This is a genomic window from Microcoleus sp. S28C3, from assembly GCF_036700785.1.
GTDB classification, from domain to species: Bacteria; Cyanobacteriota; Cyanobacteriia; order Cyanobacteriales; family Microcoleaceae; genus Microcoleus; species Microcoleus asticus.
In genome coordinates this window covers 16209-42070 of record NZ_JAUBPO010000051.1, presented here as the reverse complement: position 1 = coordinate 42070, position 25862 = coordinate 16209, and the positions used below count along the sequence as shown (strand labels likewise).

The window sequence follows — 25862 nt, the reverse complement described above, 5'->3', positions numbered from 1 at the left end:
AAATTGCGAAAATTAGACATATTGTAAAGTTATATTAAAAGAATATTAACATAGCTGAAAAAGTTCCACTTTAGGATATGGCAATCATGGAAAACCGAGAAAACCGAGTCCTGTACGTTCGCCTCCCTTGCAATCCGATTTTCCCGATCGGAGTTGTGTATCTTTCGGATCACGTACACAAGCTGTTTCCCGATGTCGAACAGCGCATTTTCGATTTAGGTGCGGTGCCCCCCCTTGATTTCGCTAAAGCTTTGGATGCCAGCATAGACGAGTTTAAGCCGACGCTGCTAGTTTTCTCTTGGCGGGACATTCAAATTTACGCGCCCGTGGGCGGCAGGGGCGGCAATCCGCTGCAAAATGCCTTCGAGTTTTACTACGCCCAAAATCTGCTGATCAAGTTCAGGGGAGCACTCGGAGGACTGCGTTTGGCCGTGTCTTACTATACCGAACTCTGGCGCAATTTGGGACTGGTTAAGCGGGGATTGAAGCGGGCCCGGAAATACCGCCCGGAAGCTCGTGCAGTGGTCGGTGGCGGTGCTGTGAGCGTGTTTTACGAGCAGTTGGGGCGCAGTTTGCCGGCGGGAACAGTGGTTTCGGTGGGGGAAGGCGAAGCTTTGCTGGAGAAGTTGATTAAGGGCGAAGATTTGGCCGAGGAAAGGTGTTATGTGGTGGGAGAAACCGTGCCGCGCGCGAAGCTAATTCACGAAAAGCCAGCCAACATTGAGAAAACTGCCTGCGATTACAACTACATCGAAACGATTTGGCCGGAATTTTCTTATTATCTACAAGATATGGACTTCTACGTGGGAGTCCAAACCAAGCGCGGCTGTCCTCACAATTGCTGTTACTGCATTTATACGGTGATTGAAGGAAAACAAGTGCGGATCAATCCGGCGGATGAGGTGGTGGCGGAGATTCGGCAATTGTACGATCGAGGTATCCGCAATTTCTGGTTTACCGACGCTCAATTTATCCCTGCACGCAAATTCATCAATGATGCAGTTGAATTATTGCAAAAAATCATCGCCGCCGGCATGACTGACATACACTGGGCTGCTTACATCCGTGCGGATAATCTCACACCAGAGTTGTGCGATTTGATGGTAAAAACGGGGATGAATTACTTTGAAATCGGCATCACCAGCGGTTCCCAGGAACTGGTTCGCAAAATGCGGATGGGCTACAACTTGCGAGTAGTTTTGGAAAATTGTCGCGATTTAAAAGCAGCCGGTTACAACGATGTGGTTTCCGTGAATTACTCATTTAACGTCATTGATGAAACCTTTGAAACCATCCGGCAAACTATTGCTTATCACCGAGAATTAGAGCGAATTTTTGGAGCAGATAAAGTAGAACCAGCTATTTTCTTTATCGGCTTGCAGCCGCACACAATTTTGGAAGAATACGCCTTTAAAAAGGATATTCTGCAACCGGGGTACGATCCCATGAGTTTGATGCCTTGGACAGCGCGCAAGTTGCTGTGGAATCCCGAGCCTTTGGGTTCGTTTTTCGGGCAAATTTGTTTAGAAGCTTGGCAGCGCAATTCCAATAATTTCGGCCGCGAAGTGATGGCTATTTTGGAGGAAAAACTCGGCTGTGCGGATTTGGAAGAGGCATTAACCGCGCCTGTGGAAATCAAAGATAAACAGTTGGCAGCAGTTAATTAATTACCAAGTTCGCAGTCAGGACGACGGTTATTTTAAAAATGGGAAATGGAGAAAAAATGTATCTTCTGTTTCCCTTTTTTTTATTCACTAAATAGCTAAGCGCAAATCAACATTACCGTGTAACTGAGTCAATCGATTTTAGATTTTAGATTTTAGATTTTAGATTTTAGATTTTAGAATTGAAGCATTGACCCCACGGATCAATTCGGGGGCTCCTTTATCGGATACAGGTTTTTTATTTCTGGACGGATGAATCCGGGGGCTTGTATCCTAGATGCTTTCGGTCAGTTCGCGATCGCAGGGGAGGCGAGAAACCGGGTTTCTAGGAAAATCAAAGGTTTAGTAACGAGAAATATATGAAGAAACCCGGTTTCTCAGATCGGCGCGAACAAGTCATAAAATCTTAAAAATCTCCTCAATGCAAGAGATTGCTTTTCTTCGATCGCATTGACATACTTGTGTATTTTCACTGGTGTAAGGTGCACAGTTCGCACCTTACTTAAACCGACGGTGTACCGTGTTCCTGCATCTTTCACTTCTGATATTAAATATTATTAATATCCAGAAAGATCGCTTAAGATGTAATTATATAGTTAAAACCAGGAGTGACAAGATGTTTGATAAAGATAGATTTAAGGGCATTAAAGGAGTAGTTCTAGTTATGGCTGGCATTAGTGCGATTCCCTTCGGGATAGCTTCGCTTCACGGCTTTTTGACCGCTTCAGCACAAGCAACTGCACTAAATGAACCGATTGGGAAGGTTCTGGCGATCGCACCGAAGACTTTGGGCAACGATCGACCGCTGCAAATTGCTCAAGTTGAGGGATGTCCGAGGGACGAAATGGTGCAATCTTTCGCAACGCCCAACTTTTCTATATACATTTGCAAAACCCAGGAAGGCGATATTTTTTACCGAGGCTTCAGCAAAATAAATGGCAGCCAAATCAATGTCATGCAAGTAACTACAGGTGACGACGGAACTTATGAAGCGACTAACGGCAATATTATCTATTCGATTAACCCCCAACGGCTGCAAGTCCGCCAGAATGGTAAGGTAATTTTGACCGAAGGTGTTATCAAGTAGGACTAATTGTGATTCAACGATCGAGCCTCTAAATTTAGGGTGTATTTTATTTTAGTGAAAAATTCAATACCAGCAAAAATATATTGATTCCTTAATAATCAAAGAGAATCAGTGGTAACGGTTATAAAATTGACTAACTTTTATTCAAATACCTCTCAATCAGGACGATCGCCACAATATCGTCCACCGGTCTCGGCGGCGTCCGCATTCCCTTCGGAATCAAGCGGTCGAGTCCCGTCGGAGGGTACATTTGCCAGTAGCGTTCCTTGGCTTCCAAACTGCTGTACCTCTCGTCCACCCGAACAATTTTGAGCGCAGGCGACAAACTCTGCGTCAATTTTTGTTTCCAACTTTTAGAAGTCGTTTGATCTCCGAGCACCAACAACTCAATTGAAAACTGTTCGCACAGAGATTGAATAGTCGAAATTGCACTCTCGGAGGGTACAACTTCATGGTAGGAAACATTGTTATCTGTATTCATGACGGCGATACCGCACTTGTCTTTACCTGGATCGAAACCTAAAATCATAGTCATATCAATTAAAAAAAATATTGCTGCAATCCTCAATCTTATACCAATTATTAAAAGTCAAAGGGAACCGTAGGGACACGGCAATGCCGTGTCCTACTCCCTGCGCCGGACACGGCATTGCCCTGTCCCTACAGATGCTCGCATACAATCTATATTGCCGTGTCCTACTCCCCGCGCCGGACACGGCAATGCCGTGTCCCTACAGATGCTCGCATACAATCTATCTGTTTCACTAATTTTCAGAATTGGTATCAGTTACCAATTATTAGTTACCACTTACCAGTTACCAAATTTATTTTTTAATTTTCAAGTCTCCTTGGCCTTGATTCTGTTGTCCGGTGCGGAAAACAACGGCTCCGTTTTCACGAGCAACTAAATCTATTTTAAGCGGGCCGGCAATGTAAGTGACATCTGCGGCGATCGCCTGAACATCCACCGGTTTCTCGTACTGCTGCAATCGCTCGATAAAATTAGCTAAAGTTTCAACCCGATTGTCGGCCACTTGGACTCTACCGCCGACAACGCCGATCAGGCGAGCGCGAAATTGACAAGCTTCTATCAATTGCAGCAACTGCTGCCGCACCTGTTCGTCGGTCAAAGTCACCGGATCGACAGCAACCCCTGCAATCACATCTCCAGCCCGGAACACAACTCGATTGATTTCTGCTTCTGCAAATACCTTAATTACCTTTTCTTGCCGCAGGTAATTAGCGCCGGCGACAATCCGCACCACGTAGTCTTGCCCGTCTTTAATCTGACTAATTAGTTGATCGATTTCTGCTTTAGTAATTTGAATAACCTGGTCTCTAACCTTCCTATTTTCCGGCTGCATGAGTCCGACGGTGGTTTTATTTGCTTCTCGCAAAAGTCGATCGATCGCGCCACTTGCCATACCGGGTTCGATAATGCGAACGACGCCAGCAGCTAAAATTTGACCGCGCCTGATGGCAACTGTACCCTCGCGGATTGCCTGAAAGTCCCGTTCCAAAACTTGCACTTGCTGCTGCAATAAAGTTTGTTGCTGTTCGAGTTGAGCTTGTTGCTGTGCCAAGGTTTCTAAGAGTGCTTCCCTCTCGGCAATTACTTTGTCGCGCTCGACAATTATTCGATCGCGCTCGGCCAGATTTTGCACCCGCTGGGCAATTTCCTTGTCTCGCTGGGCAATTAGTTCGTTGCGATCGACAATTTCTGCGTCTCGCTGGGCAATTTCTCGCTCTCGCTTGGCAATTTCTGCGTCTCGCTGGGCAATTTGAGCTTTTACCTGCTCTCGCTGCTCGATTAACTGTTGGCGCTCCTCTTGCAGTTGGGCGATTTCCGAGCCTAAAGTCGTTTTTTGAGCAGAAACAGTTTTCAATTGGTTCTCAGTGCGATCGAGCTGAGCTTTTGTAGTCGATCGGGCCGTTTCAACCAGTTTCAATTGTTCTTCGGTGCGGGATTTAGCTGCTTCCACACTGCTGAGCTGTTCTTCTGTCTGGGATTTAGCCGCTTCTACCTGACTTAACTGCTGTTCAGTGTTAGACTTGGCTGCTTGCACGCTGTTAAGCTGGGCCCGCAGCGAGTTTAATTTTGTTTGCGTCCGAGCTTGCTCGGCATTAGCAGCTTGGAGGGATTGATTAATTTGCTCTAAATTGGCTCTAGCTTGCGCTTGAGCGGCTCTGGCTTGAGTTAATTCAGTTTCAACTCGATTTTTTTCTTGAGTGGTTTGGTTGAGTTCTTTGCGGGCGTTGTTGAGCCTTTTTTGAATCTCGTCTATTCTAAAAACTCCTGTTCGCAGCGGTTTGCTAGTAGCAAACAAAATGCCCAGAGTCAGTGCCGACAGGATGCTGCCGGCCATTACTGTCACAACAACAGCAGTATCGCGGGGGCGAAGTTTGAACAAGCTCAACCTTGCCTTGCCGACTTTCGTCCCAAGGCGATCGCTGACAGTGGCGATCACACCCCCCAACACTAAAATTACAAATACCAGGATGTATCCAGCAGTCATTCCGATTTTAGATTTTGGATTTTGGATTTTGGATTGAATCTAAAATCCAAAATCCAAAATCCGATACTTTCTCGGCATCAAGTGAATTGCTGGCTTAAGGCCACCGGGTTGTGGACTGTGATCTTTTTCTTGTGGATCGAGATCATTGTTTCTTGCCTGAGATCCCCCAGCAAACGAGTCACCGTTACCCGTGTCGAGCCGATCGCTTCGGCGATGGCCTGGTGGGACAGCTTCAAATCAATCGTAATCCCCTCTGTACCGGGTACGCCAAAGTCCCGGCACAGAATCAGCAAAAAGCTGACGAGTCTCGAACCCATATCTCGGTGGGCCAGCGTTTCGATCATCATCTCGGTTTGCAAAATCCGAGACGACAGTCCCCGCAGCATCACCATCGACAGTTCCGGGTCTTCCTTGAGTGCTTTCTCGACTTGTTCGATCGGCAGCGAGATCAATTCCACCGGCGTAAAGGCTACCGCGTGGTAAAACCTGTCCGATCGGTGTCCCGTAATCAGAGACAGCACGCCAAATACGCTATTTTCGCGCAGGAGGGCGACTGTAATTTCTTCCCCTGCTTCGTAAACCCTGGAGAGCTTCACAGCACCTCTAATGAGAACGTAGACGCGCTCAGCCGGGTCTCCAGGGAAAAAAATTGTCTTGCCCCGTTCAAAGGTTTCCACAATGGGTGGAAACGCCCCGCCGCTGATTTGGCGGAACACGGCTGCTAGCGGTCTATCATGCGTCACGACTAGATCCTTTGTACTAATCAATACTTTATAACTTGCCGATTAAGCTTATTGAGTAAATATACTTCCCAACCTCCAATATATAGGGATTCTGTTACTTCCATCTAATGTTAAGGTAAACACACGCTGTATGATTAAATCTAGCCCTTCTCTTAACTTTTTCAATTCCGCCTCCATGTAGCTCCACAGCAAAATTAATATCAATTGTGTCTCAATTGTGTCTCACTTGTGCCTCAATTGTGTCTGAATCAGTTAAATCTGAATCAGTTGTGTCTAAACTGGCGGGGTTGTCGCATAGAGCCAATGAGAACGGTGCAAGTTGCTTCTAGAAGAAATACAGATGATAGATTTGACCGGAAAAAATGCTCTTGTTACGGGCATTGCCAACAATCGCTCGATCGCCTGGGGCATCGCTCAGCAGCTCCACAAAGCTGGGGCCAATCTCGGCATAACTTTTTTGAAGGACGAGAAAGGCAAGCACGAGCGCAAAGTCGCTGAACTGGTGGAACCGCTCAATCCCAGTCTGTATGTGCCCTGCAATGTCCAAGACGAGAGCGAAATTGAGTCCACTTTTCAAACCATCGCCGACAAGTGGGGCAAGTTAGATATCCTGATCCACTGTCTGGCTTTTGCCGGAAAGGACGAACTTTCGGGAGATTTCACCAACACCTCGCGCCAAGGTTTCTCCAATGCTTTAGATATTAGCGCTTACTCGCTGGTGCGGCTTTGTGCTGCTGCTAAACCCCTGATGGCCGAGGGCGGCAGTATTGTGACGCTGACTTATTTGGGCGGCGTCCGGGTAGTTCCTAATTATAATGTGATGGGAATTGCTAAGGCGGCTTTGGAAATGAATGTTCGCTATCTAGCTGCTGAACTGGGCCCGTTAAATATTCGGGTAAATGCGATTTCTTCAGGCCCAATTCGGACTCTTGCTTCCTCAGCAGTTGGGGGTATTCTGGACATGATCCACCACGTTGAGGAAGTGGCGCCGCTGCGGCGGACGGTGACTCAGCAGGAAGTGGGAAATGCTGCGGCTTTTCTGTGCAGCAATCTCGCTAGCGGGATTACGGGTCAAGTTTTGTATGTTGATGCCGGTTACGAAATCATGGGAATGTAACGGTAGTCGAGAGTTTTGAGTTATGTAGGGGCGGGTTTAGACAATAAACTTTTACTTTAACAAGTAAGTTTTATTCAACAACCGCCCCTTTCGATAGTTTTGAGTTTTGCATAATTCTCTTAACTAAACACTTGAGAATCAGCGCCGATCAAGCTCTAATCTTCAATTACTAATTATCAATAACTAATGAATGACCAATTGCGAATTATGGAGATAATCGATCGCCCTTCTGTGCCTCCTGCAACTTCAGTTCAACCAGGTAGGGCCGCCTTAGTGAAACGCACGACACTGGAAACGGATGTCACGGCCAGCCTCAATCTCGACGGTGTGGGAACTTGCAAGGCCTCTACGGGGATTCCGTTTTTAGACCATATGTTGCACCAGATTGCTTCTCACGGATTGATCGATTTGGACGTGCAGGCGATCGGGGATTTGGAGATTGACGACCACCACACGAACGAAGATGTGGGAATTACCTTAGGCCAAGCGCTAGCAAAAGCTGTCGGGGATCGATCGGGCATTTCTCGCTTCGGACATTTCATCGCCCCTCTCGATGAAGCTTTAATTGAGGTAGTGCTAGATTTTTCGGGACGGCCTCACTTAAGTTACAGCTTGGAAATTCCCAATCAGCGGATCGGCACTTACGATACCGAATTAGTGAGAGAGTTTTTTTCAGCGGTGGTGAACCACACTCAGATGACACTGCACATTCGACAGTTGCAGGGGGGAAATTCTCATCACATTGTGGAAGCAGCGTTTAAGGCATTTGCGCGAGCTCTGCGGATGGCGGTAGAAATCGATCCGCGGCGCGCCAGTCGAATTCCGAGTTCTAAAGGAGTTTTGTAGTATGGGGCTTGTAGTAGCGCCCAAACGCTACTACAAATCTGTCACTCAAAATAGGGATATCACTCTTGGATTTTTGAGCATTACTCAGTTAATATCTTTCGCAGTGATGAGGTAAAACTACAAATATTTCTGAAAGTAACGGCTCCTTTAACACCTATAAAAGGCTTCACAATGCTATGTCTAGAATGAGCTAAAGGTAGCATAAAATTCACAATAGCATACTTTTCATTGTCTGAGGTAATATCTGTTTCTAAAGTATGCAATTGAAAAATGCTACTATTAAAAATTTGAAAAGGGCTTTCTAAAGCTGCCAACTCTTGGTCAGAAAGCTCAATGTATTGTTCACAGGTTTTGATAAGAGCGCATAAATCTTCAACCTCAATTGGTTTGGGTACAGAACTAATGGAAAATGCAACAAGCTCAGTGGTGCCAATGTTTAAGACGATAAATAGATTAACAACATTTTTAGAAGACATAAGTTTTCTTATATAAAAAGTAATCAGGTATCCGTCAGCCTCAAGGCAACATTTCTTCGCCTCCTTTAGTTTCGGTAGATTTGAAGGAGAGGGCATATATGAAGCTCTTCTGGCTTCCTTAAGACCTTCCATCTCTTTTGTCACCTTACACACGCAATGTAAAAGTTCTTTTGTTTCTTCTTGAGACTTTCCTAATTTTATTTGAAAATCATTGATGACTATCCCATGACAAGCTTCATTAAGTAAATGCTGTAATAGAAATATTTCCTGAAACGAAAAGCTAATAGTCATCAAGCTTTCACCAGACTGTTTAATCTCTTGAAGAATAGATTCAAAAAAACCTCTAGCTTGTCTGGGAGATACAGCCACTCTTGTTGTAAAACTATTTGGTATTACCTGTTGCACTTCCTGAACAAGTTTCAGGAAAAATTCTACTTCTTCGACCGACAACTGAATCGCAACGTTGTTATATGCTATTGTAGCAACCTTCATCATAATTTTTTCTATATTGAATTGACTCGACTTGTTGGAAAAGTGGAATAGGTTTGTAGTAAGGATTTTAGTCCTTAGTGATGAGTTGGCAAATAAAGGACTGAAGTCCTTATTACAAACAAGTTAATCAAGACTTTTACTAACCAGTCGCATTCAATCTATCCAAAATGGGTTAAGAATCGGAAAGCATCGAGTACATGACTCGCACAAACGTAAGGGGAAGTATTGTAAAAAGCTTGCCAAGCCGTCGCTTTATCTTCGTCGTATTTATCTGCTCTTTCCAAGTGTTTACCCAGCCAATTCAGCCGCACCGCGTGACCGACTAATACATCTAAAACGATGTATTCTTCTACTTGCAATTCTGGATTGCGCTGGCCAATTGCCGCCAACTCCATCAGCGCCTCAATATTGACTTGTCGGTATTCTGGCGCCCCAATTTTATTCAGCAAATGCTCGATTTGTAGCGCAAAATTCTTTTCTCCCGGCGTCATTTCCGATAAAATAATGTCGCTGTCCAAGCGATTTTTGCGCTCTAACTTGTCGCCAATAATCAAGCCTTTGCAGTGCCGCAGCAGTCCCCAAACACTCGGATAAAAATCTTTCGGTACGCGATTGACTGCACCTTCCATTTGCCGCTTCCGCCGCCATCCTCCCGCAGGCATTTGCGGTTCTTCGGAAACTGGCGCTACTACCCATTCAATATCTTTTTCCGGTTGTTTGACACGCAGAGATTCTTGCTGTTTGAGGATTTGATTCATTTCCTCGTATTCTGTCAACACTTGGCGCAGGCGATTTTTGATTTCAAAAGGGCTTAGCTGCATTAAATGTTCGTAAGCTTCATTCTGGGTCACTCCTAATTCGCGGGCTAATTCGCTTGTTAACAGCAGAATAAAGTAGCTAACTCTCAGTGTCAGCAGACCTTTAAATAAGTGCGGTTCTGCTTTAATTAAGACGCTGAGGTAAATTAGAATTTCTTGGGTGAGAACTCGATCGCGAATGTCTTCTCCGCAGAATCCACGAATTTTTTCCATTACTTCCATATAAGAACCCGGCCGCGAAATTATCGAATCTTCGCTGTAGGCTTTCCCCACAGCAATCTGTTTTTGCCGCACCAAAATGTCTGTCACCGCATCGGACAAGCTGATATCAACCTTGTCCAGCAAACCTGCGGCATGGCGGATGACGGCCCATTGGATTTTCGATTGCGAACTTTCTCCAGCTTTTGTATAAACTTCGTTAAGTAAATCCACAACTTGTACTGTTTCTTCCGAACCTCCAAATCCTGTATCAAAATTTAATCCTTTGAGGCGAACTAAGGTGTGCAGCAACTCAATTTGTTCGTACAAATTTTCTGAATCGCGCAGGCTAGTTAGCAAGAAGTGAGTATTAGTTTCGCACTCTAATTTAAATTCTTGCGTGTGACCCAAAGGCCAAGTTTTTTCAGGATTGTAAGTTAGATAGCTGCGCGTTTCTACTGCACCTGTCACCGGAGATTCGGTAAATTCAAAATCGTGCATGAAATCAATTCTTTCGGTGCCAGCAGTCAGCATTAACTGCTTAAGATTTCCGAGTTTAACTGGCGTGTTGTTACAGTGTCCATCCCGGAATTCCTTCATTAATTCTAACAACGCTTCCCGACCGGTTTCCAGCATCGTGTGAGTCAGCATCAGCGTTACCGTGGGGCGTCCCAACTGATACCAGTGGCGGTGAATGTGAGCTATTTCGCTTTTGATTTTAGATACTAGGAAATGGTAGTCTAGAGTTAGGTAAAATTCTTGTCTGTCCAAAAATGAGGGGAGAAATACGATCGCCTCTTCGCGAATTTTAAACACCCGAGAAGTTGTTAAACTCCGCAGACGGCGCACGGGGCGCCCGGTTAAACCTAATGGGTCGTTGCGTCCAATTTGCGTGTAAATAGCTGATAATTCTTTAGTCTGGCGGACTTGAATTGGTTCTACCTGTTTTGGGGTTTGCGCGGCAATGCCGTTAGCGGCTAATTCTGCTTGCAAATCTTCGTCTTCAGCTAACAGTGCAATTTGCACTAAAGGTTCTCTGTTTTGCCCCACTGACAGATGCCTTCCCAGGGGGTCGATATCGCCAACTGCGATTAATCCTTCATTTAGCAATTGACCTAAAAAATACAAACTTTGCGCCCAAACTAGGGGAATATTTTCATTGGGCAAGCGCTGCTGGCTGCTGGGATTTAACTTTTCTGCTTCTATATTTTCGGCGGGGACGTAGTACAATTCTGGTAGCAGTGGCAAACCAGAGCGATCGACTGCTAGAGATTCCAAACGCTGCTGGTACTCCTGCACTTGGGCTTGATTTCCCTGAAATATGCCGTCCAAAAATAAATAAGTGAAAAATAGCGGCCACTCGCATTCAATGTGATCGAACTGCCTTAATTCTGTGGGTTCGTAGTGCAGGCGATCGGCATCTTCCAACACTGTTTGGTGTCCGTCCCGCAGAAACCGCTTGCAGCCGTATTTTCCTTGCAATTTGTCAATAATCTTATTTCGAGTCCGTTCTATTAATTCTCGGTCTTCCACAGCAAAAGCCGGAAAACTAATCACGCTCAATAAAGCGGCGTCTACTTCTTTTGAACTAGATTCGCGAGGCAAAAGCGATTCCAAAGTTATGCGACTCCTGGCAATTTCGTCTGGCAAAACGTGAATTACCGATGCTTGAGAACCTTTAATTCCAAACAAATCCAACCCATTTATTGCTTCCAGCGCTGCTTTCGCCATGCCAACTGAACTGGCGTTCAATTCTGCATTGCCGCGATTGATTTTATGGCCTCTTTCCCAAATTCCGTAATCCGGCGTGCGGTAGGCTCTACCGATGTAGTAAACTAAATTTTGCACGAAATTGACTTCATCAATTGTAAAAATTACGTGCAGCCCGGAAGCCGTCATTTGAGCAAGAATTAATAAGAATATAGATGTAGCGTCTAACTGTAAATGTCCCCACTTGTCATCACCAACAACAATACTTCCAGTTTGAGTATTATATTTAGCGTGCAGGGCATCTAGCGGCGATTGAGTATTTTTAAAATCTTCTACTTTGCTCGATTGCTGCATCATCGCAAACAGCAAGCCGCGCATCAGTTTGACTGTGCCGTGTTCTAGTTCAAATGTTCTGCCGCGATCGTCATCAATTTTGCGGTAAGCTAAACCCAAACCCCAAACTGCAAGAATGCTGTACACGTTGTCGCGCACCCAAGCATCGGTGTAGTCGCCGTGGGCGTTAACGGCGGTACTCGCCGGCAGCAAACCCGTAATTGGGTTCTGACGCTTGAGAATGACGGTTTTGATTTGCTGGTAGTAATAATCTAACCTGGTTTGCCGCTGAGTTGTTGCGATCGCCATTTCGTTTTCCTTGTTTTTCCTGATGCGAGCCGAATTGCGGTGAATAGACTTTTAAATATATCAGAGTTCAGATTATTTCTCAAGTTTTGCAAACACAAAAAGGTGATTGCCATGTCTAGCCGCAACAACAATAACAATACCGTTCCTTTCGTAAAAATTGTCTACTCTACAGTGAAAATTAATGGTAAAATTGAGCTAGTACCGATGGAATGGTACGCTGACGGCTCTGTCAAAAAAATTGAACACTAATTCTCGATCGCACTTGGCAGCCTAACTCTAATGGACTTGCGCGCCGCGTACAAAAAACCCGGTTTCTGGGCCACGGAATGATGACTTAACAGAATCTTTGTGGCACAAACCGGGTTTTTTGCGTCCAAAAGTAGTCTAGCATCGATCGCCAATCTAAGCTAATTTAAATAACTAGGTGTGTAGGAATCTCAAAGAAAAAAATATGGATCGATCGCAGCCGCAATTTTCAGTGCTGGGACTACCAGTCCACATATTAGATGATTATGCAGGTTGGCTGATGCAGCGCCTGCATCAAGGGTTGGGAAGTCACGTCGTGACGCTGAATGCTGAAATGGCGATGCAAGCCGAGCAAAATCAGGCTTTAGCAGATGTAATCCGCAAAGCGGAACTGGTGATTCCCGACGGTTCGGGAGTGGTGCTGTACTTGCGGATGCGCGGCAAACCGGCGCAGCGCTATCCGGGGATTGAATTAGCAGAATCGCTGCTGCAAGAAGCCGGAAAATTGCCTGATTCAGAACCACTCTTTTTCTTTGGAGGTTCCCCCGGAGTGGCGGCTGCGGCGGCAGAAACTTGGCAGCAAAAAGTTAACGGATTGTCAATTTCTTCTCAACACGGTTATCTTTCCGCAGATGAAGAAAAAGACTTCCGTGAAAGCCTCAAAAAAATGCAACCCAAACTGATTTTTGTAGGCTTGGGAGTGCCGCGCCAAGAATTTTGGATTGCCGAACACCGACACCTTTGTCCTGATTCGATTTGGGTGGGAGTAGGCGGCAGTTTCGATATTTGGGCGGGAACAAAAACGCGCGCGCCGGCTTGGTTTTGCGACAATCATTTAGAATGGCTGTACCGGCTTTATCAAGAACCTTGGCGGTGGCGCAGAATGTTGGCTTTGCCACAGTTTGCATTGAAGGCTTTGGGAGATTTTCGAGGATAAAAGTTCCCACTAGAATCGGGTTTACGGGAGTTATGGCTGATATTGCCGATCGCGCGTGAACCCGCCGCTACAATAATTGTGGTTAATTTACGTGACATGATACAGTATATTCCCGTAGAGCTGGTAAACTTAATCTAGTAAGTAGATCGGCATGAAAAAACAATAATATCTTGTATGGGCGATCGCGAGCCAATATCTATAAAAGCCAGCAGCAAAGCCTTTTCCTCTTCATTAGATATTCTTGGCACTGAAAGGGAGTAATAGTACATCACCTATAGTCAAAATCCCATTTATGAGTAGTTCCCCAAGAAAGAAAAAAACGATCTTGTTTTTAGCAGCGAACCCTAAGAACTCTAAGGTTTTGCGTTTAGATGAAGAGGTTAAGGAAATTGCCGATGGGTTGCAACGCTCTAAAAAGCGTGAAAAATTTCAACTTGAGCAACAGTGGGCGGTAACGCCACGAGATATGCAGCGAGCTGTACTTTATTATAAACCAGAGATTGTCCATTTTTCCGGTCATGGTGTGGGAGAGGAGGGTTTAGCTCTAGAGGATGAGACAGGAAAGATTAAACTGGTAAATGCAAAAGCTTTAGCAAGTTTGTTCGAGCTGTTTATGGATCGGGTAGAATGCGTGGTACTCAACGCCTGCTATTCGGACGTACAAGCGGCTGCGATCGCACGTCATATTCCCTATGTTATTGGTATGAAGCAAGCGGTGGGAGATAATGCCGCCAGAAATTTCGCCGTAGGATTTTATGACGCACTGGCAGCCGGGGAATCTATAGAGTTTGCTTATAAGTCAGGCTGCGTTAGCATCAGTATGGCAGGTATCCCGGAAGAACTCACTCCAGTTTTAAAGAAGAAGTCAGATTTTGCTGACTTAGAGACAGCAGAACGAGCGATCGCTCCTGCTATTGACAATATACTTGAGCAGTCGTCCTCTGCGGTGGCAAATGTGCGAGCGCTAGTCTCGCCTGCCGTTTCTCTCGCCAATTTAGATAACCCAGAAGGTTCTGTTAGTTTCGATTCACCCCTATATATCGATCGTCCTCCCCTGGAATCAGACTGCTACCAAACTATTGCTAAACCTGGCGCTTTGATCCGAGTGAAATCACCCCGCAAAATGGGGAAGACTTCTTTATTACAGCGCATTTTATACTATTCAAGAGAACAGGGACATCAAACTGCCTATTTAAACTTTCAATCAGCAGATGGTAATTTTATTAGCAATCTCGATCAGTTGTTGCAATGGCTTTGTGTTGATATTACTAATCAACTAAATTTAGAAGATCGAGTAGCAGACTATTGGAAACAAGGGATGGGTAGCAAACAAAAATGCGGCAACTATTTTCAGCGCTACCTATTGGCAACAATTACTACACCATTAACGTTAGGATTGGATGAAGTCGATCGAGTTTTTCAATATCCCCAAGTAGCGCAGGAATTCTTTGGTTTACTGCGGGCGTGGCATGAAAAAGCAAAAAACGAACCCGCTTGGAAAAAACTGCGTTTAGTAATTTCCCATTCCAAAGAAGTTTATATTCCCCTCAACATCAACCAGTCGCCATTTAATGTAGGTTTATCAATTGAGTTACCAGAATTTAACCATCAACAAATTGTTGAGTTAGTACAAAAACATCAACTGAATTGGTCTGCCAGTCAGATAGAACAACTGATTGGAATGGTAGACGGGCATCCTTATCTGTTAAGAAAAGCCCTTTATGAAATTGCTCGCGGTTGTTTAACCTTAGAGGAATTTTTACAAAGTGCACCGACTGAAGAAGGAATTTACGGCGATCATTTACGTCATCATTTAATTCATCTCACTGCAGATCCAAATTTGGAAGCAGCAATGAAACAAGTAATTGCTAGTTCGGTTCCGGTACGATTAGAAGCCGAGCTAGCGTTTAAACTTCGCAGTAGGGGTTTAGTGAAGTTGCGAGGTAATGATGTGATTCCTCTGTGCAATCTCTGCCGCCTATATTTTAAAAACCGCTTGGGTGTTCATTAATTTGTACGTTGTTGAATTTGTACGTTGTTGCGCTTTAGCGCTAAATCTGGCGCTAAAGCGCAACAACGTACTTTTTTAAATAATTTAATTTTTGGGAGTTCGTTAATGAATGACAAACCCGATCTAAATTACGAATATCAAGTTGGCGGTAGCTTACCGATTGATGCGCCTACTTATGTTAGGAGACAAGCTGACCGAGATTTTTATGAAGGATTAAAGGCGGGAGAGTTTTGTTACGTCCTCAACTCGCGACAGATGGGGAAATCTAGCTTGCGAGTGCAGACAATGGCGAGATTGCAGCAAGAAGGATTTGCCTGTGCTGCTGTTGATATCACGTCAATTGGCACGTCAGATATTACTCCTCAAGAGTGGTATTTTGGAATTATTGACTCCCTGGTAAATAGTTTTGAATTGTACGCTCGTTTTGATTCTTACGAATGGTGGATAAGTAACGAATTGCTGTCCCCTGTCCAACGTTTCAGCACTTTTATTAGAGAGATATTACTGAAATTTATTGATAAAAATATCGTGATTTTTGTTGATGAAATTGATAGCGTATTGGCTTTAGTATTTGATATAGATGACTTTTTTGCACTTATTCGCGATTGTTTTAACCAGCGTGCAGACAAACCAGAATATAACCGCCTAACTTTTGCTTTTATTGGAGTATCAACACCTTCCGATTTAATTAGTAATTACCTTCGCACTCCCTTTAATATCGGGCGGGCTATTGAGTTAATGGGTTTTCAATTATCAGAAGCACAACCTTTGGCAGTTGGGTTAGAAACTCAAGCAGAAAATGCTCAGGCGTTGCTAGCAGCCATATTATATTGGACAGGTGGACAACCATTTTTAACGCAGAAAGTTTGTAAATTACTTCTAGTTAATCTACTAAATACAGATCCTATTGAAACTTATGCCAATTGGGTAGCGAATATAGTACGAGAGAAGGTGATTCAAAATTGGGAAGAGCAGGATGAACCAGAGCATTTGAAGACGATTCGAGATCGCATCTTACACAGCGAACAGCGTGCCAGTCGGTTGCTGGGACTATATCAGCAAATTTTGCAAGAGAATGAGATTGCGGCTGATGATAGTGCCGAACAAATGGAACTCCGTTTAACAGGTTTGGTAGTTAAGCAATCTGGTAAACTTAAAGTCTATAACCAAATTTATAAATGTGTTTTTAATGCTGATTGGATAGAAAAACAATTAGCTAATCTCCGTCCCTACAGCGAAAATTTTAACGCTTGGATAGAGTCCGATTGCCAGGATAAATCGCGTTTATTGCGGGGGCAGGCATTGCAAGAGGCTCAAACTTGGGCAGCCGGGAAAAGTTTGAGCCATTTAGATTATCAGTTTTTAAATACCAGTCGGGAATTACAACAGCGGGAGCGGGAATTTGAACGAGAGTTAGAAGCTCAGAGACAAGTTAATCAAATTTTGACTGAAGCGCTTCAGACACTAACCAAGGCACAGCAAAAGGCACGATGGATTACAATTGGAACCTCTGTTTTTGCTGTGGCGGCTATCTTAATTTCAACTGGGGCAACTATTTTTGCCTGGAAGCAAGTCACTCAAGCTAATAATTTATCAAATACCATCCAGGAAAGTGCTTTTTCCAATCAATCATTTATTTCTGGACAGACATTTCAAGCACTGCTGGAAGCATTGAAAGCCGGAACAACATTAAAAAAACTAGATGCTTCAGCCAACACGACAAAAGACATCAAAGGACAAGTGATGGGTGCGCTGCAACAAGCAGTTTCCGAAGTAAAAGAGCGCAATAGTTTCGAAGGGCATAGCAGTTCGGTCAGTAGCGTCGCCTTTAGTCCCGATGGCAAGACTTTGGCTTCTGCTAGCGCCGACAAAACCATCAAAGTGTGGAACCTGCAAACCCAAAAAGTGAGCGCTACCCTCACCGGCCATAGCGAATCGGTCAGTAGCGTCGCCTTTAGTCCCGATGGCAAAACTTTGGCTTCTGCTAGCCGTGACAAAACCATCAAAGTGTGGAACCTGCAAACCCAAAAAGCAATCGCTACCCTCACCGGGCATAGCGAATCGGTCAGTAGCGTCGCCTTTAGTCCCGATGGCAAGACTTTGGCTTCTGCTAGCCGTGACAACACCATCAAAGTGTGGAACCTGCAAACCCAAAAACTGAGCGCTACCCTCATTGAGCATCGCAATTGGGTCAGAAGCGTCGCCTTTAGTCCCGATGGCAAGACTTTGGCTTCTGCTAGCGGTGACAAGACGATCAAACTGTGGGACGTGCAAACCCAAAAACTCATCGCTACCCTCACCGGGCATAGCAATTGGGTCAGTAGCGTCGCCTTTAGTCCCGATGGCAAGACTTTGGCTTCTGCTAGCGATGACAAGACGATCAAACTGTGGAACCTGCAAACCCAAAAAGTGAGCGCTACCCTCACCGGGCATAGCAATGGGGTCAGTAGCGTCGCCTTTAGTCCCGATGGCAAGACTTTGGCTTCTGCTAGCGCCGACAAAACCATCCAACTGTGGAACCTGCAAACCCAAAAAGCAATCGCTACCCTCACCGGGCATAGCAATTGGGTCAGAAGCGTCGCCTTTAGTCCCGATGGCAAGAGTTTGGCTTCTGCTAGCTATGACAACACCATCAAAGTGTGGAACCTGCAAACCAGATCCACCCTCACCGGGCATAGCAAAGAGGTCAATAGCGTCGCCTTTAGTCCAGATGGCAAGACTTTGGCTTCTGCTAGCAATGACAAAACCATCCAACTGTGGAACCTGCAAACCCAAAAACTGAGCGCTACCCTCACCGGGCATCGCGATGGGGTTTATAGCGTCGCCTTTAGTCCAGATGGCAAAACTTTGGCTTCTGCTAGCGCTGACGGTACCATCAAACTGTGGGACGTACAAACCCAAAAAGCAATCGCTACCCTCACCGGGCATAGCAATTGGGTCATTAGCGTCGCCTTTAGTCCCGATGGCAAGACTTTGGCTTCTGCTAGCCGTGACAACACCATCAAAGTGTGGAACCTGCAAACCCAAAAAGCGATCGCTACCCTCACCGGGCATCGCGATGGGGTTTATAGCGTCGCCTTTAGTCCAGATGGCAAGAGTTTGGCTTCTGCTAGCGCTGACAACACCATCCAACTGTGGAACCTGCAAACCCAAAAAGCGATCGCTACCCTCACCGGGCATCGCAAAGAGGTCAATAGCGTCGCCTTTAGTCCAGATGGCAAGATTTTGGCTTCTGCTAGCGATGACGGTACCATCAAACTGTGGAACCCGCAAACCCAAAAACTCATCGCTACCCTCACCGGGCATAGCGATTGGGTTTATAGCGTCGCCTTTAGTCCAGATGGCAAGACTTTGGCTTCTGCTAGCGCTGACGGTACCATCAAACTGTGGGACGTACAAACCCGAAAAGCGATCGCCATGCTCATCGGGCATCGCAATTGGGTCTATAGCGTAGCCTTTAGTCCAGATGGCAAAACTTTGGCTTCTGGTAGCTATGACAACACCATCAAACTGTGGACTTCAAGGTCTTGGGATTTCGATAAACTGATGGCATTAGGCTGCGAGTCAATAAGTGATTATCTCAAAAACAACCCGAAAGTGACAGCAGAGGATAAACAGATGTGTTCTGATTACCTCAACCAAAAGTCAATCAAAAAGGACTAGGCAAAAACAGCCAGCAAAATGCGCGCACTACATTTTTTTCACCACCACTTCCACCTTTTCCGTCGTCCATTCCTCACTCGCATCAGTCACCACCCTAATATTGCGCTGCGGGTTATCTTCATCCACCACTGCTGACAATAATTCTCCCAACGCGGTAGTAGGATTTTTATCACCAATTCCTGGACGAGGTTGGTCTAAGGGTGGCAACTCTAATAACTCAAAATTTGTTGCATCCACAGTCGCAAATACTTTAATGACATCTACCCCTTCCTGATAATTTTCTGGTAATACCATGTCTAAGCGAGTTTCTCTGGATTGTCCACGATCTACAACTTCATAAGGCGCACCTTTAGGATAGGATTTGACAATACTCAAATCCGCCTGAAGTATCAACGCAGAAATATTTAAAGTGCGATTGGATTCATTGTGAATTCGCAAGACCACCCGTTCGCCTACTTCCAATACAGGAACATTACCATCAGCATTCAAAACTACCTGTTCGCGTTTTACTGATTTAATCAATTCCACCTTAAGTTTGCCATTTAACGAAGCAAAAGCATCCTCATTATCCAGAGCCAAAATAGTCTCATATCTGGCAACGTGGATTAAGCGATCGATTAGCTTTTTGGTAGCTTCAGGTTCATCGACTTTGATCGGAAACAGAAGATTTTTGATAGGTTCTTTATTCGCATCCAAAATCCAATATTCCCCTTTTGAATTCAGGGAAACAAAATAATCCACCTTCTCATCTTTCTCTGCTTCCGAACAGAATTCTATCCAGCGATGACCTTCAACTTGCTCTTTTTTTGCTTTGAGGATATCTGGGAGCATTTCCACATTTACACCAGAAATTTGCGGTAACGGGTCAGGCAGAATAACCCGAACTTTCCGAATTTGTTTCAACCCTGGACTCAAATAGACAGCCGGTGAACCTATTTCAATTATTCCTTCTATTAATTTAGGAGTGAGTTCTCTGGTTGTAAATTCGTTGTGTAACCCCGTTACTTCGGCCCAACAGTCCGATGCTCCCACTTCTACAACTTTAATCGTAGCAATTCGCTGTTCGCTGTCCTCAAAATTCCACGTCCCGAATCGAAAAATATCGAATTCTGCCCCTTTTTTAAGGACGCTAGCTTCACCCATTTGCAATTGGACTCGGTTTTTAGGAACATCTACCTTCATCACTGGCACGGTGCGGGTAGTGCGCGTAACAGGTACACTACGCAGAAGGGATGCGCCAGGAGTGAAGGAGACAGATTGACCGCCCAAAAAAGTGCGATTTGTCTCGCCAATCAACATCGGTGTTTGTCGTGGAAAGTCATTGTGAACTAGATTAGAAATGCGATCGTACAAGTCTTTAACAGGAATCTCTGTCCCCCGGTATTCTCGCAAAGCTTTTAATAAAAAATAAGTTAAAGCGCCGTTGCGTTCCGTCCCTTCAAAAATCTTTTCAATAGCCAATTCATTATCTCGGCAAGCTGCTATTAAGGTATAACCTTTCGGTTCTGGTAACAAACCATTGACGACGGTAATATTGCGACTATTTTCTGTTGAAGCTTGCCAATTTTGTGCTAGTTCCTGAAGCGGTGCAACTAAACTATCTGTAGGTCGGGAAGTGGTGTCAATAAAACCGCCACCGCGTACACTCCAGTCCTCTGTTTCCATTTCTCTAGTTGCGCCACCGGAATGACAGCTATCGAGTACCAGCGTTACAACTAACTCTTTTTCCACCATTCCTTCCAGGAGTTTGGCAAATTCCAAGTCGCGCAAATAGCGTGAGTTTGGTTGACCGATATCAGTGGGAACTAAGGCTTCATCTAAAGTACCAAAACCTTTGATATCCTCATAAATTGTTTTCGCCCGTCCGCCGTGACCGGAGTAGTGAATATATACTCGGTCTTGAGGTTGGGCTTTGGCGGTTAGTTCTTTGAATTTGGCGACGATATTTTCATAAGTTGGTAGGAGTTCCGGGGGTTCTTGGGGTTGGTTGGGATTCTCGGAAGCAGTCGCAGTGAGTTTAATAATTTGGTCGGGTGTGAGGTTGAAGGTGTCTTTTAAATAGGTTTCGACGTTGTTAATATCTCGCACACATCCCCGCAAGTTTTTGTAGTAGTTACCTTCTGGTAAGCGATGGGGGAAGTAGAAATTGATGCCGATGAGGAGGGCGTAGAAGTTGGGGGTTTGGTTTGTCATGGTTGTTGGTGGGTAAGGGGTTTGGGAAAGGTTTGATTTTTATATGAGAGTGTAGTAGAAGTTTTTTATGCAGTTTTCAATCTAAAATTGTCAAAGCTTTTTGCATAAATCTTGTTTGATTTCCAGGGCATCTGCGTCATAAGGATTAGGTATGAGGTAATTGTCTGTGAAATTGCATCCTTCCTTGAGTGAATAATTAAAATCTAACTGCCACAGTTTCACTTTACGGTCCAGACCGCCAGTGACCAGCAGCTTGCCATCAGGGCTGAAACTGACCCGCAAAACCGTGCCTCCATGCCCGCTGAGGGTTTTAATTTCCTTGCCAGTGGAGATATCCCACAGTTTCACTGTCTTGTCAAAACTGCCAGTCGCCAGCAGCTTGCCATCAGGGCTGAAACTGACACCCAGAACTCCGTTTGTATGACCGCTGAGGGTTTTAATTTCTTTGCCAGTGGAGGTATCCCACAGTTTCACTGTCTTATCCCAACTGCTAGTAGCCAGCAGCTTGCCATCGGGGCTGAAACTGACAGCATAGAGCGAGCTTGTATGCCCGCTGAGGGTTTTAATTTCTTTGCCGGTGGAGGTATCCCACAGTTTCACTGTCTTGTCACTACTGTTAGCAGCCAGCAGCTTGCCATCGGGGCTAAAACTGACATCCTTAACCAAGTCTGTATGGCCGCTGAGGGTTTTAGTTTCTTTACCAGTGGAGGTATCCCACAGTTTCACTGTCTTGTCATTACTGCGAGTTGCCAGCAGCTTGCCATCGGGGCTAAAACTGACACCCCTAAACAAGTCTGTATGTCCGCTGAGAGTTTTAATTTGTTTGCCAGTGGAGCTATCCCAAAGTTTCACTGTCTTGTCATCACTGCCAGTGACTAGCAACTTATCATTGGGACTAAAACTGACAGCATTAACCACACTTGTATGTCCGCTGAGGGTGTGAATTTGCTTGCCGGTGGAGACATCCCAAAGTTTCACAGTCTTGTCATCACTGGCAGTCGCCAGCAGCTTGCCATTGGGGCTGAAACTGACAGCATTAACCTCGCCTGTATGTCCGCTGAGGGTTTTAATTTGTTTGTTGGTGGAGGTATCCCACAGTCTCACGGTGTTGTCATCGCTGCCAGTAACCAGCAACTTGCTATTGGGACTAAAACTGACATTCCATACTTTGTCTTTATGCCCGCTGAGGGTTTTAATTTGTTTGCCGGTGATATCCCACAATTTCACTGTGTTGTCATCGCTGCGAGTCGCCAGCAACTTGCCATCGGGGCTAAAACTGACACCCCTAACCGAGTCTGTATGCCCGCTGAGGGTTTTAATTTGTTTGCCGGTAGAGGTATCCCACAGTTTCACTGTCTTCTCATTACTGCCAGTGGCTAGCAACTTGCCATTGGGGCTAAAACTGAAATCTATAACCGCGTCTGTATGACCGCTGAGAGTTTTAATTTCTTTACCGGTGGAGGTATCCCACAATTTCACTGTCTTGTCACTACTGCCAGTAGCCAGCAACTTGCCATTGGGGCTGAAACTGACAAGACCAACCGAGCCTGTATGTCCGCTGAGGGTTTGAATTTGCTTGCCGGTGGAGGTATCCCACAGTTTCACGGTGTTGTCATCACTGCCAGTAGCCAGGCGCTTGCCATCGGGGCTGAAACTGACCTTCCAAACCCAGTCTGTATGACCGCTGAGAGTTTTAATTTGCTTGCCAGTAAAGGTATCCCATAGTTTCACAGTTTTGTCACCACCGGCAGTAGCCAGCAACTTGCTATTGGGGCTGAAACTGAGATCGTTAACTCCGTTTTTATGCGCCCTGATGGTTTGAATTTGCTTGCCGGTGGAGGTATCCCACAGTTTCACGGTGTTGTCATTACTGCCAGCAGCCAGCAGCTTGCCATTGGGGCTGAAACTGACAAGATAAACCGAGTCTCTATGTCTGCTGAGGGTTTTAAGTTGCTTGCCGGTGGAAGTATCCCACACTTTCACTGTCTTGTCATTACTGGCAGTAGCTAGCAGCTTGCTATTGGGGCTGAAACTGACCGCATTAACCACGTCTGTATGTCCAGTGAGGATTTGAATTTGCTTGCCGGTGGAGGCATCCCAAAGTCTCACTGTCCTGTCATCACTGGCAGTAGCTAGCAACTTGCCATTGGGGCTGAAACTGACAGCATTAACCTTGCCTGTATGGCTTCCCAAAGTATTTGGTGCTGCTACATTGGCAACAGTATTTAATAATGACAGCTCTACATAGGTGCGGGTATCAGCATCTACCCAAGGTGTACGTCGCATTTGTAAAACGGCTTTTAAACTGGTTTTGAGAGCTTTTGACCCATCGAAATTTAACAGCCCATCAGAATATTGAGCCAGAGAATAAATCTGATTAATAGCAGCACGCCACCAGCCAACACCAGCTAGTCCTGCTAAACCCAACGCGATCGCCGAAAAGCCACTTAGCCCAATAATTGTCAGTCGCCGCCTGCGTTGATCCTTTTGTCTTTCTCTATCCCGTTCTTTAACACTAACCTGAATAAAATCTCGCTCCTCCTGCGTCATTTCATCGGCACGTTGACGCAACCAATCTTCCGCTACAGTCAACGACACACCGCGCAACATTGCCCAAGAGTCATGGTTATCATTTTTCCACTCGCGTAACGCCACCTTCAGCCGTTCTTGCCAAGTCCGAAACTGACGGTTAGCATTTATCCACTCGCGGAGAGTTCCCCATTGCCGAATTAGGGTTTCATGCACCAATTCTACGGTATCTTCCTGTTCTTGCCGTCCCGTCACTACCAAACGCGCTTGATATCCAGCTAAATAACTGACCAAATTCCAGTTATCTTCCCCCACTGCCGCACGGCTAGCAACGCGCCTGGTATCCTCCGTTCCTTCCCCCGGACGCACTAATTGCACAAATATTCGCTGTGCCTGTTTTTTCTCGGTTTCACTCAGTTTTTGATAAACCTGTTCGGCATGATTGGCAATGGCTTTTTTCACCCCGCCAATTTCTTCATAAGCTTGGTGAGTTAATTCTCGGTTTATTTGCTTTTCCCATAACCGAGTTACCGCAAATTCTAATAATGGCAAATTTCCCGGTTCTTCCTCGACATCATCAAGAATGCGTTGGGTTAATTGTGCCTCAAATTCTACTTCCAGCTTTTTGGCAGGTAATTCAATTGCTGCCTGTAATTCCTCCCCTTTCATAGAACTGAGTAACTGTGGTGTATACTCCTGGAACGCATCCCGCAACGGACGATAAGAAAGGGCATAACCGTAAAAGTCAGCCCGTAAAGCCAAAACTAATGTAATATTTTCTTGTGCAATAGCCGTTAGTAAACCATCAGCGAAATGTTCCTGTTCTTTTTTTAGCTGAGAAAAAGTGTAGAGTTCCTCAAATTGGTCTGCAACTAACAACAACCGTTTACCTGGGTTGCGCTCTAAAATGCGACACACGAGTTGCTGCAAAGTGATTCTACCGTTTCGCAAATCACCGGCTAACCCCATTGTTTCCCGCAGTTGTTGAGTTTCACCTGCTTCGGGTTCTAATTGCCGCACCAAGGCAAAAGCTAACTGCACAAACGGTTCTTTTCCCGGACGGAAAGATTCAATTAACCAGTTTCCTTCTTTTCGCAATTGGGGAATTAATCCCGCATACACCACAGAAGATTTACCGCTGCCACTTGGCCCAACTACTGCTACCAACGGTTGTTTGTGCGTTACTTCTACTAAATTACTGACAAAATTTTCCTGTCCGAAAAAGAAGTCGGTATCTTCTTCCCCAAAGGCAGATAATCCTTGGTAAGGATTGGGCGGAATCACATCTTCAACAGCAACTACACCCTGAGCACTCGGAGAATCAATTAAATTCTTTTTCTTGAAAACAGGAGTTTCCTGCTCTCGGAAGCTCATCATCTGCGAGCAACCTAAGTCGTAGGCTTCTTCTAACGTATATCCAGCAGCGATCGCATCATAAAACCCTACAGCAAAGGCAAGGGCTGCTTTATCTCCCACGGCTCGATTCATGCCAATGACATAATTAACATATTGGCTAATTGCCTCGGCCTGTACTTCGGAATAACAAGCATTGAGAATTACGCAATCTACACCTTTCTGGGCAAACAATTTAAACATACTAGCTAGGGCGTTTGTCTGCACCAGCGCCATTTTTCCGGTATCGTCTTCTAGGACAATTCCATCTGCTCCAGCACCATGTCCGCAAAAGTGAACAATGTTGGGTTGATAATCTAAAATTGCTCGGTAAAAGTCACGGGAACGCACGGCCCATTTTTGTTCTAATTTATACTGTTCTCGCTTATTTGCCCGCCGCAATCCTTCCTCAATTTCCCGTACTTCTTGCTCCAATCGCAGGGGAACGGTATTGGTGGGATTGGCTGCCAAAATTAAAATTGTTTTGACTGAGTTATTGTTAGTCATGAACTCGGGAATTGCTCGGGTTTTCTGGAGCTTTTACTTCTGTTTGCTTAAGGAGAGTTCTTTTACTTAAACTGA

At 45.2% G+C, this 25862-nt stretch carries 15 protein-coding genes; 8 read left to right on the top strand and 7 right to left on the bottom strand.

Translation table 11 applies throughout. The features are described from left to right. The first annotated feature begins 86 nt into the window (after positions 1-86). Together QUA13_RS16570 and QUA13_RS16565 are read left to right on the top strand one after the other, a co-directional pair. Entirely contained in the window at positions 87-1667 is a 1581-nt protein-coding gene (locus QUA13_RS16570) for a photosystem II high light acclimation radical SAM protein (RefSeq protein ID WP_333200152.1), read from the top strand. Between the two features lie 613 nt (positions 1668-2280). Further along, positions 2281-2751: a hypothetical protein gene (locus QUA13_RS16565; protein WP_333200150.1), complete on the top strand. Its 471-nt coding sequence runs from the start codon at positions 2281-2283 to the stop codon at positions 2749-2751. 133 nt (positions 2752-2884) lie between these two features. Here QUA13_RS16565 and QUA13_RS16560 read toward each other — a convergent pair whose 3' ends face one another. The 3 genes from QUA13_RS16560 to ntcA all read right to left on the bottom strand — a co-directional run bounded on the left by QUA13_RS16560 (position 2885) and on the right by ntcA (position 6010). Then, a complete protein-coding gene (locus QUA13_RS16560; protein WP_333200182.1) occupies positions 2885-3280 on the bottom strand; it encodes a pre-16S rRNA-processing nuclease YqgF in 396 nt (131 codons plus the stop codon). Between the two features lie 295 nt (positions 3281-3575). Next, positions 3576-5267: a DUF3084 domain-containing protein gene (locus QUA13_RS16555; RefSeq protein WP_333200149.1), complete on the bottom strand. Its 1692-nt coding sequence runs from the start codon at positions 5265-5267 to the stop codon at positions 3576-3578. A 77-nt stretch (positions 5268-5344) separates the two neighbouring features. Then, on the bottom strand, positions 5345-6010 hold the full coding sequence (gene ntcA / locus QUA13_RS16550) for a global nitrogen regulator NtcA (RefSeq protein WP_006634020.1): 666 nt from the start codon (positions 6008-6010) through the stop codon (positions 5345-5347). Between the two features lie 340 nt (positions 6011-6350). Here ntcA and fabI point away from each other — a divergent pair, with 340 nt between their 5' ends. Both fabI and hisB read left to right on the top strand, forming a co-directional pair. Further along, positions 6351-7127, top strand: coding sequence for an enoyl-ACP reductase FabI (gene fabI, locus QUA13_RS16545; protein WP_333200147.1), 777 nt, complete (start codon positions 6351-6353; stop codon positions 7125-7127). A gap of 207 nt (positions 7128-7334) precedes the next feature. Beyond that, complete coding sequence (gene hisB / locus QUA13_RS16540) at positions 7335-7973, top strand: imidazoleglycerol-phosphate dehydratase HisB (protein ID WP_333200180.1); 639 nt, start codon at positions 7335-7337, stop codon at positions 7971-7973. A gap of 80 nt (positions 7974-8053) precedes the next feature. Here the strand turns inward: hisB and QUA13_RS16535 are convergent, their stop codons facing one another. Together QUA13_RS16535 and QUA13_RS16530 are read right to left on the bottom strand one after the other, a co-directional pair. Beyond that, positions 8054-8944 carry a hypothetical protein gene (locus tag QUA13_RS16535; protein ID WP_333200145.1) on the bottom strand — a complete coding sequence of 297 codons (891 nt, stop codon included), beginning with the start codon at positions 8942-8944 and terminating at the stop codon, positions 8054-8056. Positions 8945-9099: 155 nt separating this feature from the next. Beyond that, complete coding sequence (locus QUA13_RS16530; protein WP_333200143.1) at positions 9100-12309, bottom strand: glycoside hydrolase family 15 protein; 3210 nt, start codon at positions 12307-12309, stop codon at positions 9100-9102. A 111-nt stretch (positions 12310-12420) separates the two neighbouring features. On the opposite strand from QUA13_RS16530, the gene QUA13_RS16525 reads away from it, so the two are divergent. The 4 genes from QUA13_RS16525 to QUA13_RS16510 all read left to right on the top strand — a co-directional run bounded on the left by QUA13_RS16525 (position 12421) and on the right by QUA13_RS16510 (position 19166). After that, positions 12421-12558, top strand: coding sequence for a hypothetical protein (locus QUA13_RS16525; protein WP_333190668.1), 138 nt, complete (start codon positions 12421-12423; stop codon positions 12556-12558). 202 nt (positions 12559-12760) lie between these two features. Then, positions 12761-13492: a WecB/TagA/CpsF family glycosyltransferase gene (locus QUA13_RS16520; RefSeq protein WP_333200141.1), complete on the top strand. Its 732-nt coding sequence runs from the start codon at positions 12761-12763 to the stop codon at positions 13490-13492. A gap of 292 nt (positions 13493-13784) precedes the next feature. Next, positions 13785-15503, top strand: coding sequence for an AAA-like domain-containing protein (locus QUA13_RS16515; RefSeq protein ID WP_333200139.1), 1719 nt, complete (start codon positions 13785-13787; stop codon positions 15501-15503). Between the two features lie 105 nt (positions 15504-15608). Then, positions 15609-19166, top strand: a complete 3558-nt coding sequence (locus QUA13_RS16510) for a WD40 domain-containing protein (protein ID WP_333200138.1) — start codon at positions 15609-15611, stop codon at positions 19164-19166. Positions 19167-19193: 27 nt separating this feature from the next. Here QUA13_RS16510 and QUA13_RS16505 read toward each other — a convergent pair whose 3' ends face one another. Together QUA13_RS16505 and QUA13_RS16500 are read right to left on the bottom strand one after the other, a co-directional pair. Further along, complete coding sequence (locus QUA13_RS16505) at positions 19194-21359, bottom strand: caspase family protein (RefSeq protein WP_333200137.1); 2166 nt, start codon at positions 21357-21359, stop codon at positions 19194-19196. A 90-nt stretch (positions 21360-21449) separates the two neighbouring features. Next, the gene (locus tag QUA13_RS16500) at positions 21450-25787 is read right to left on the bottom strand and encodes an nSTAND1 domain-containing NTPase (RefSeq protein ID WP_333200136.1); all 4338 of its coding nucleotides are present in this window, start codon (positions 25785-25787) and stop codon (positions 21450-21452) included. Between the last annotated feature and the right edge of the window lie 75 nt (positions 25788-25862).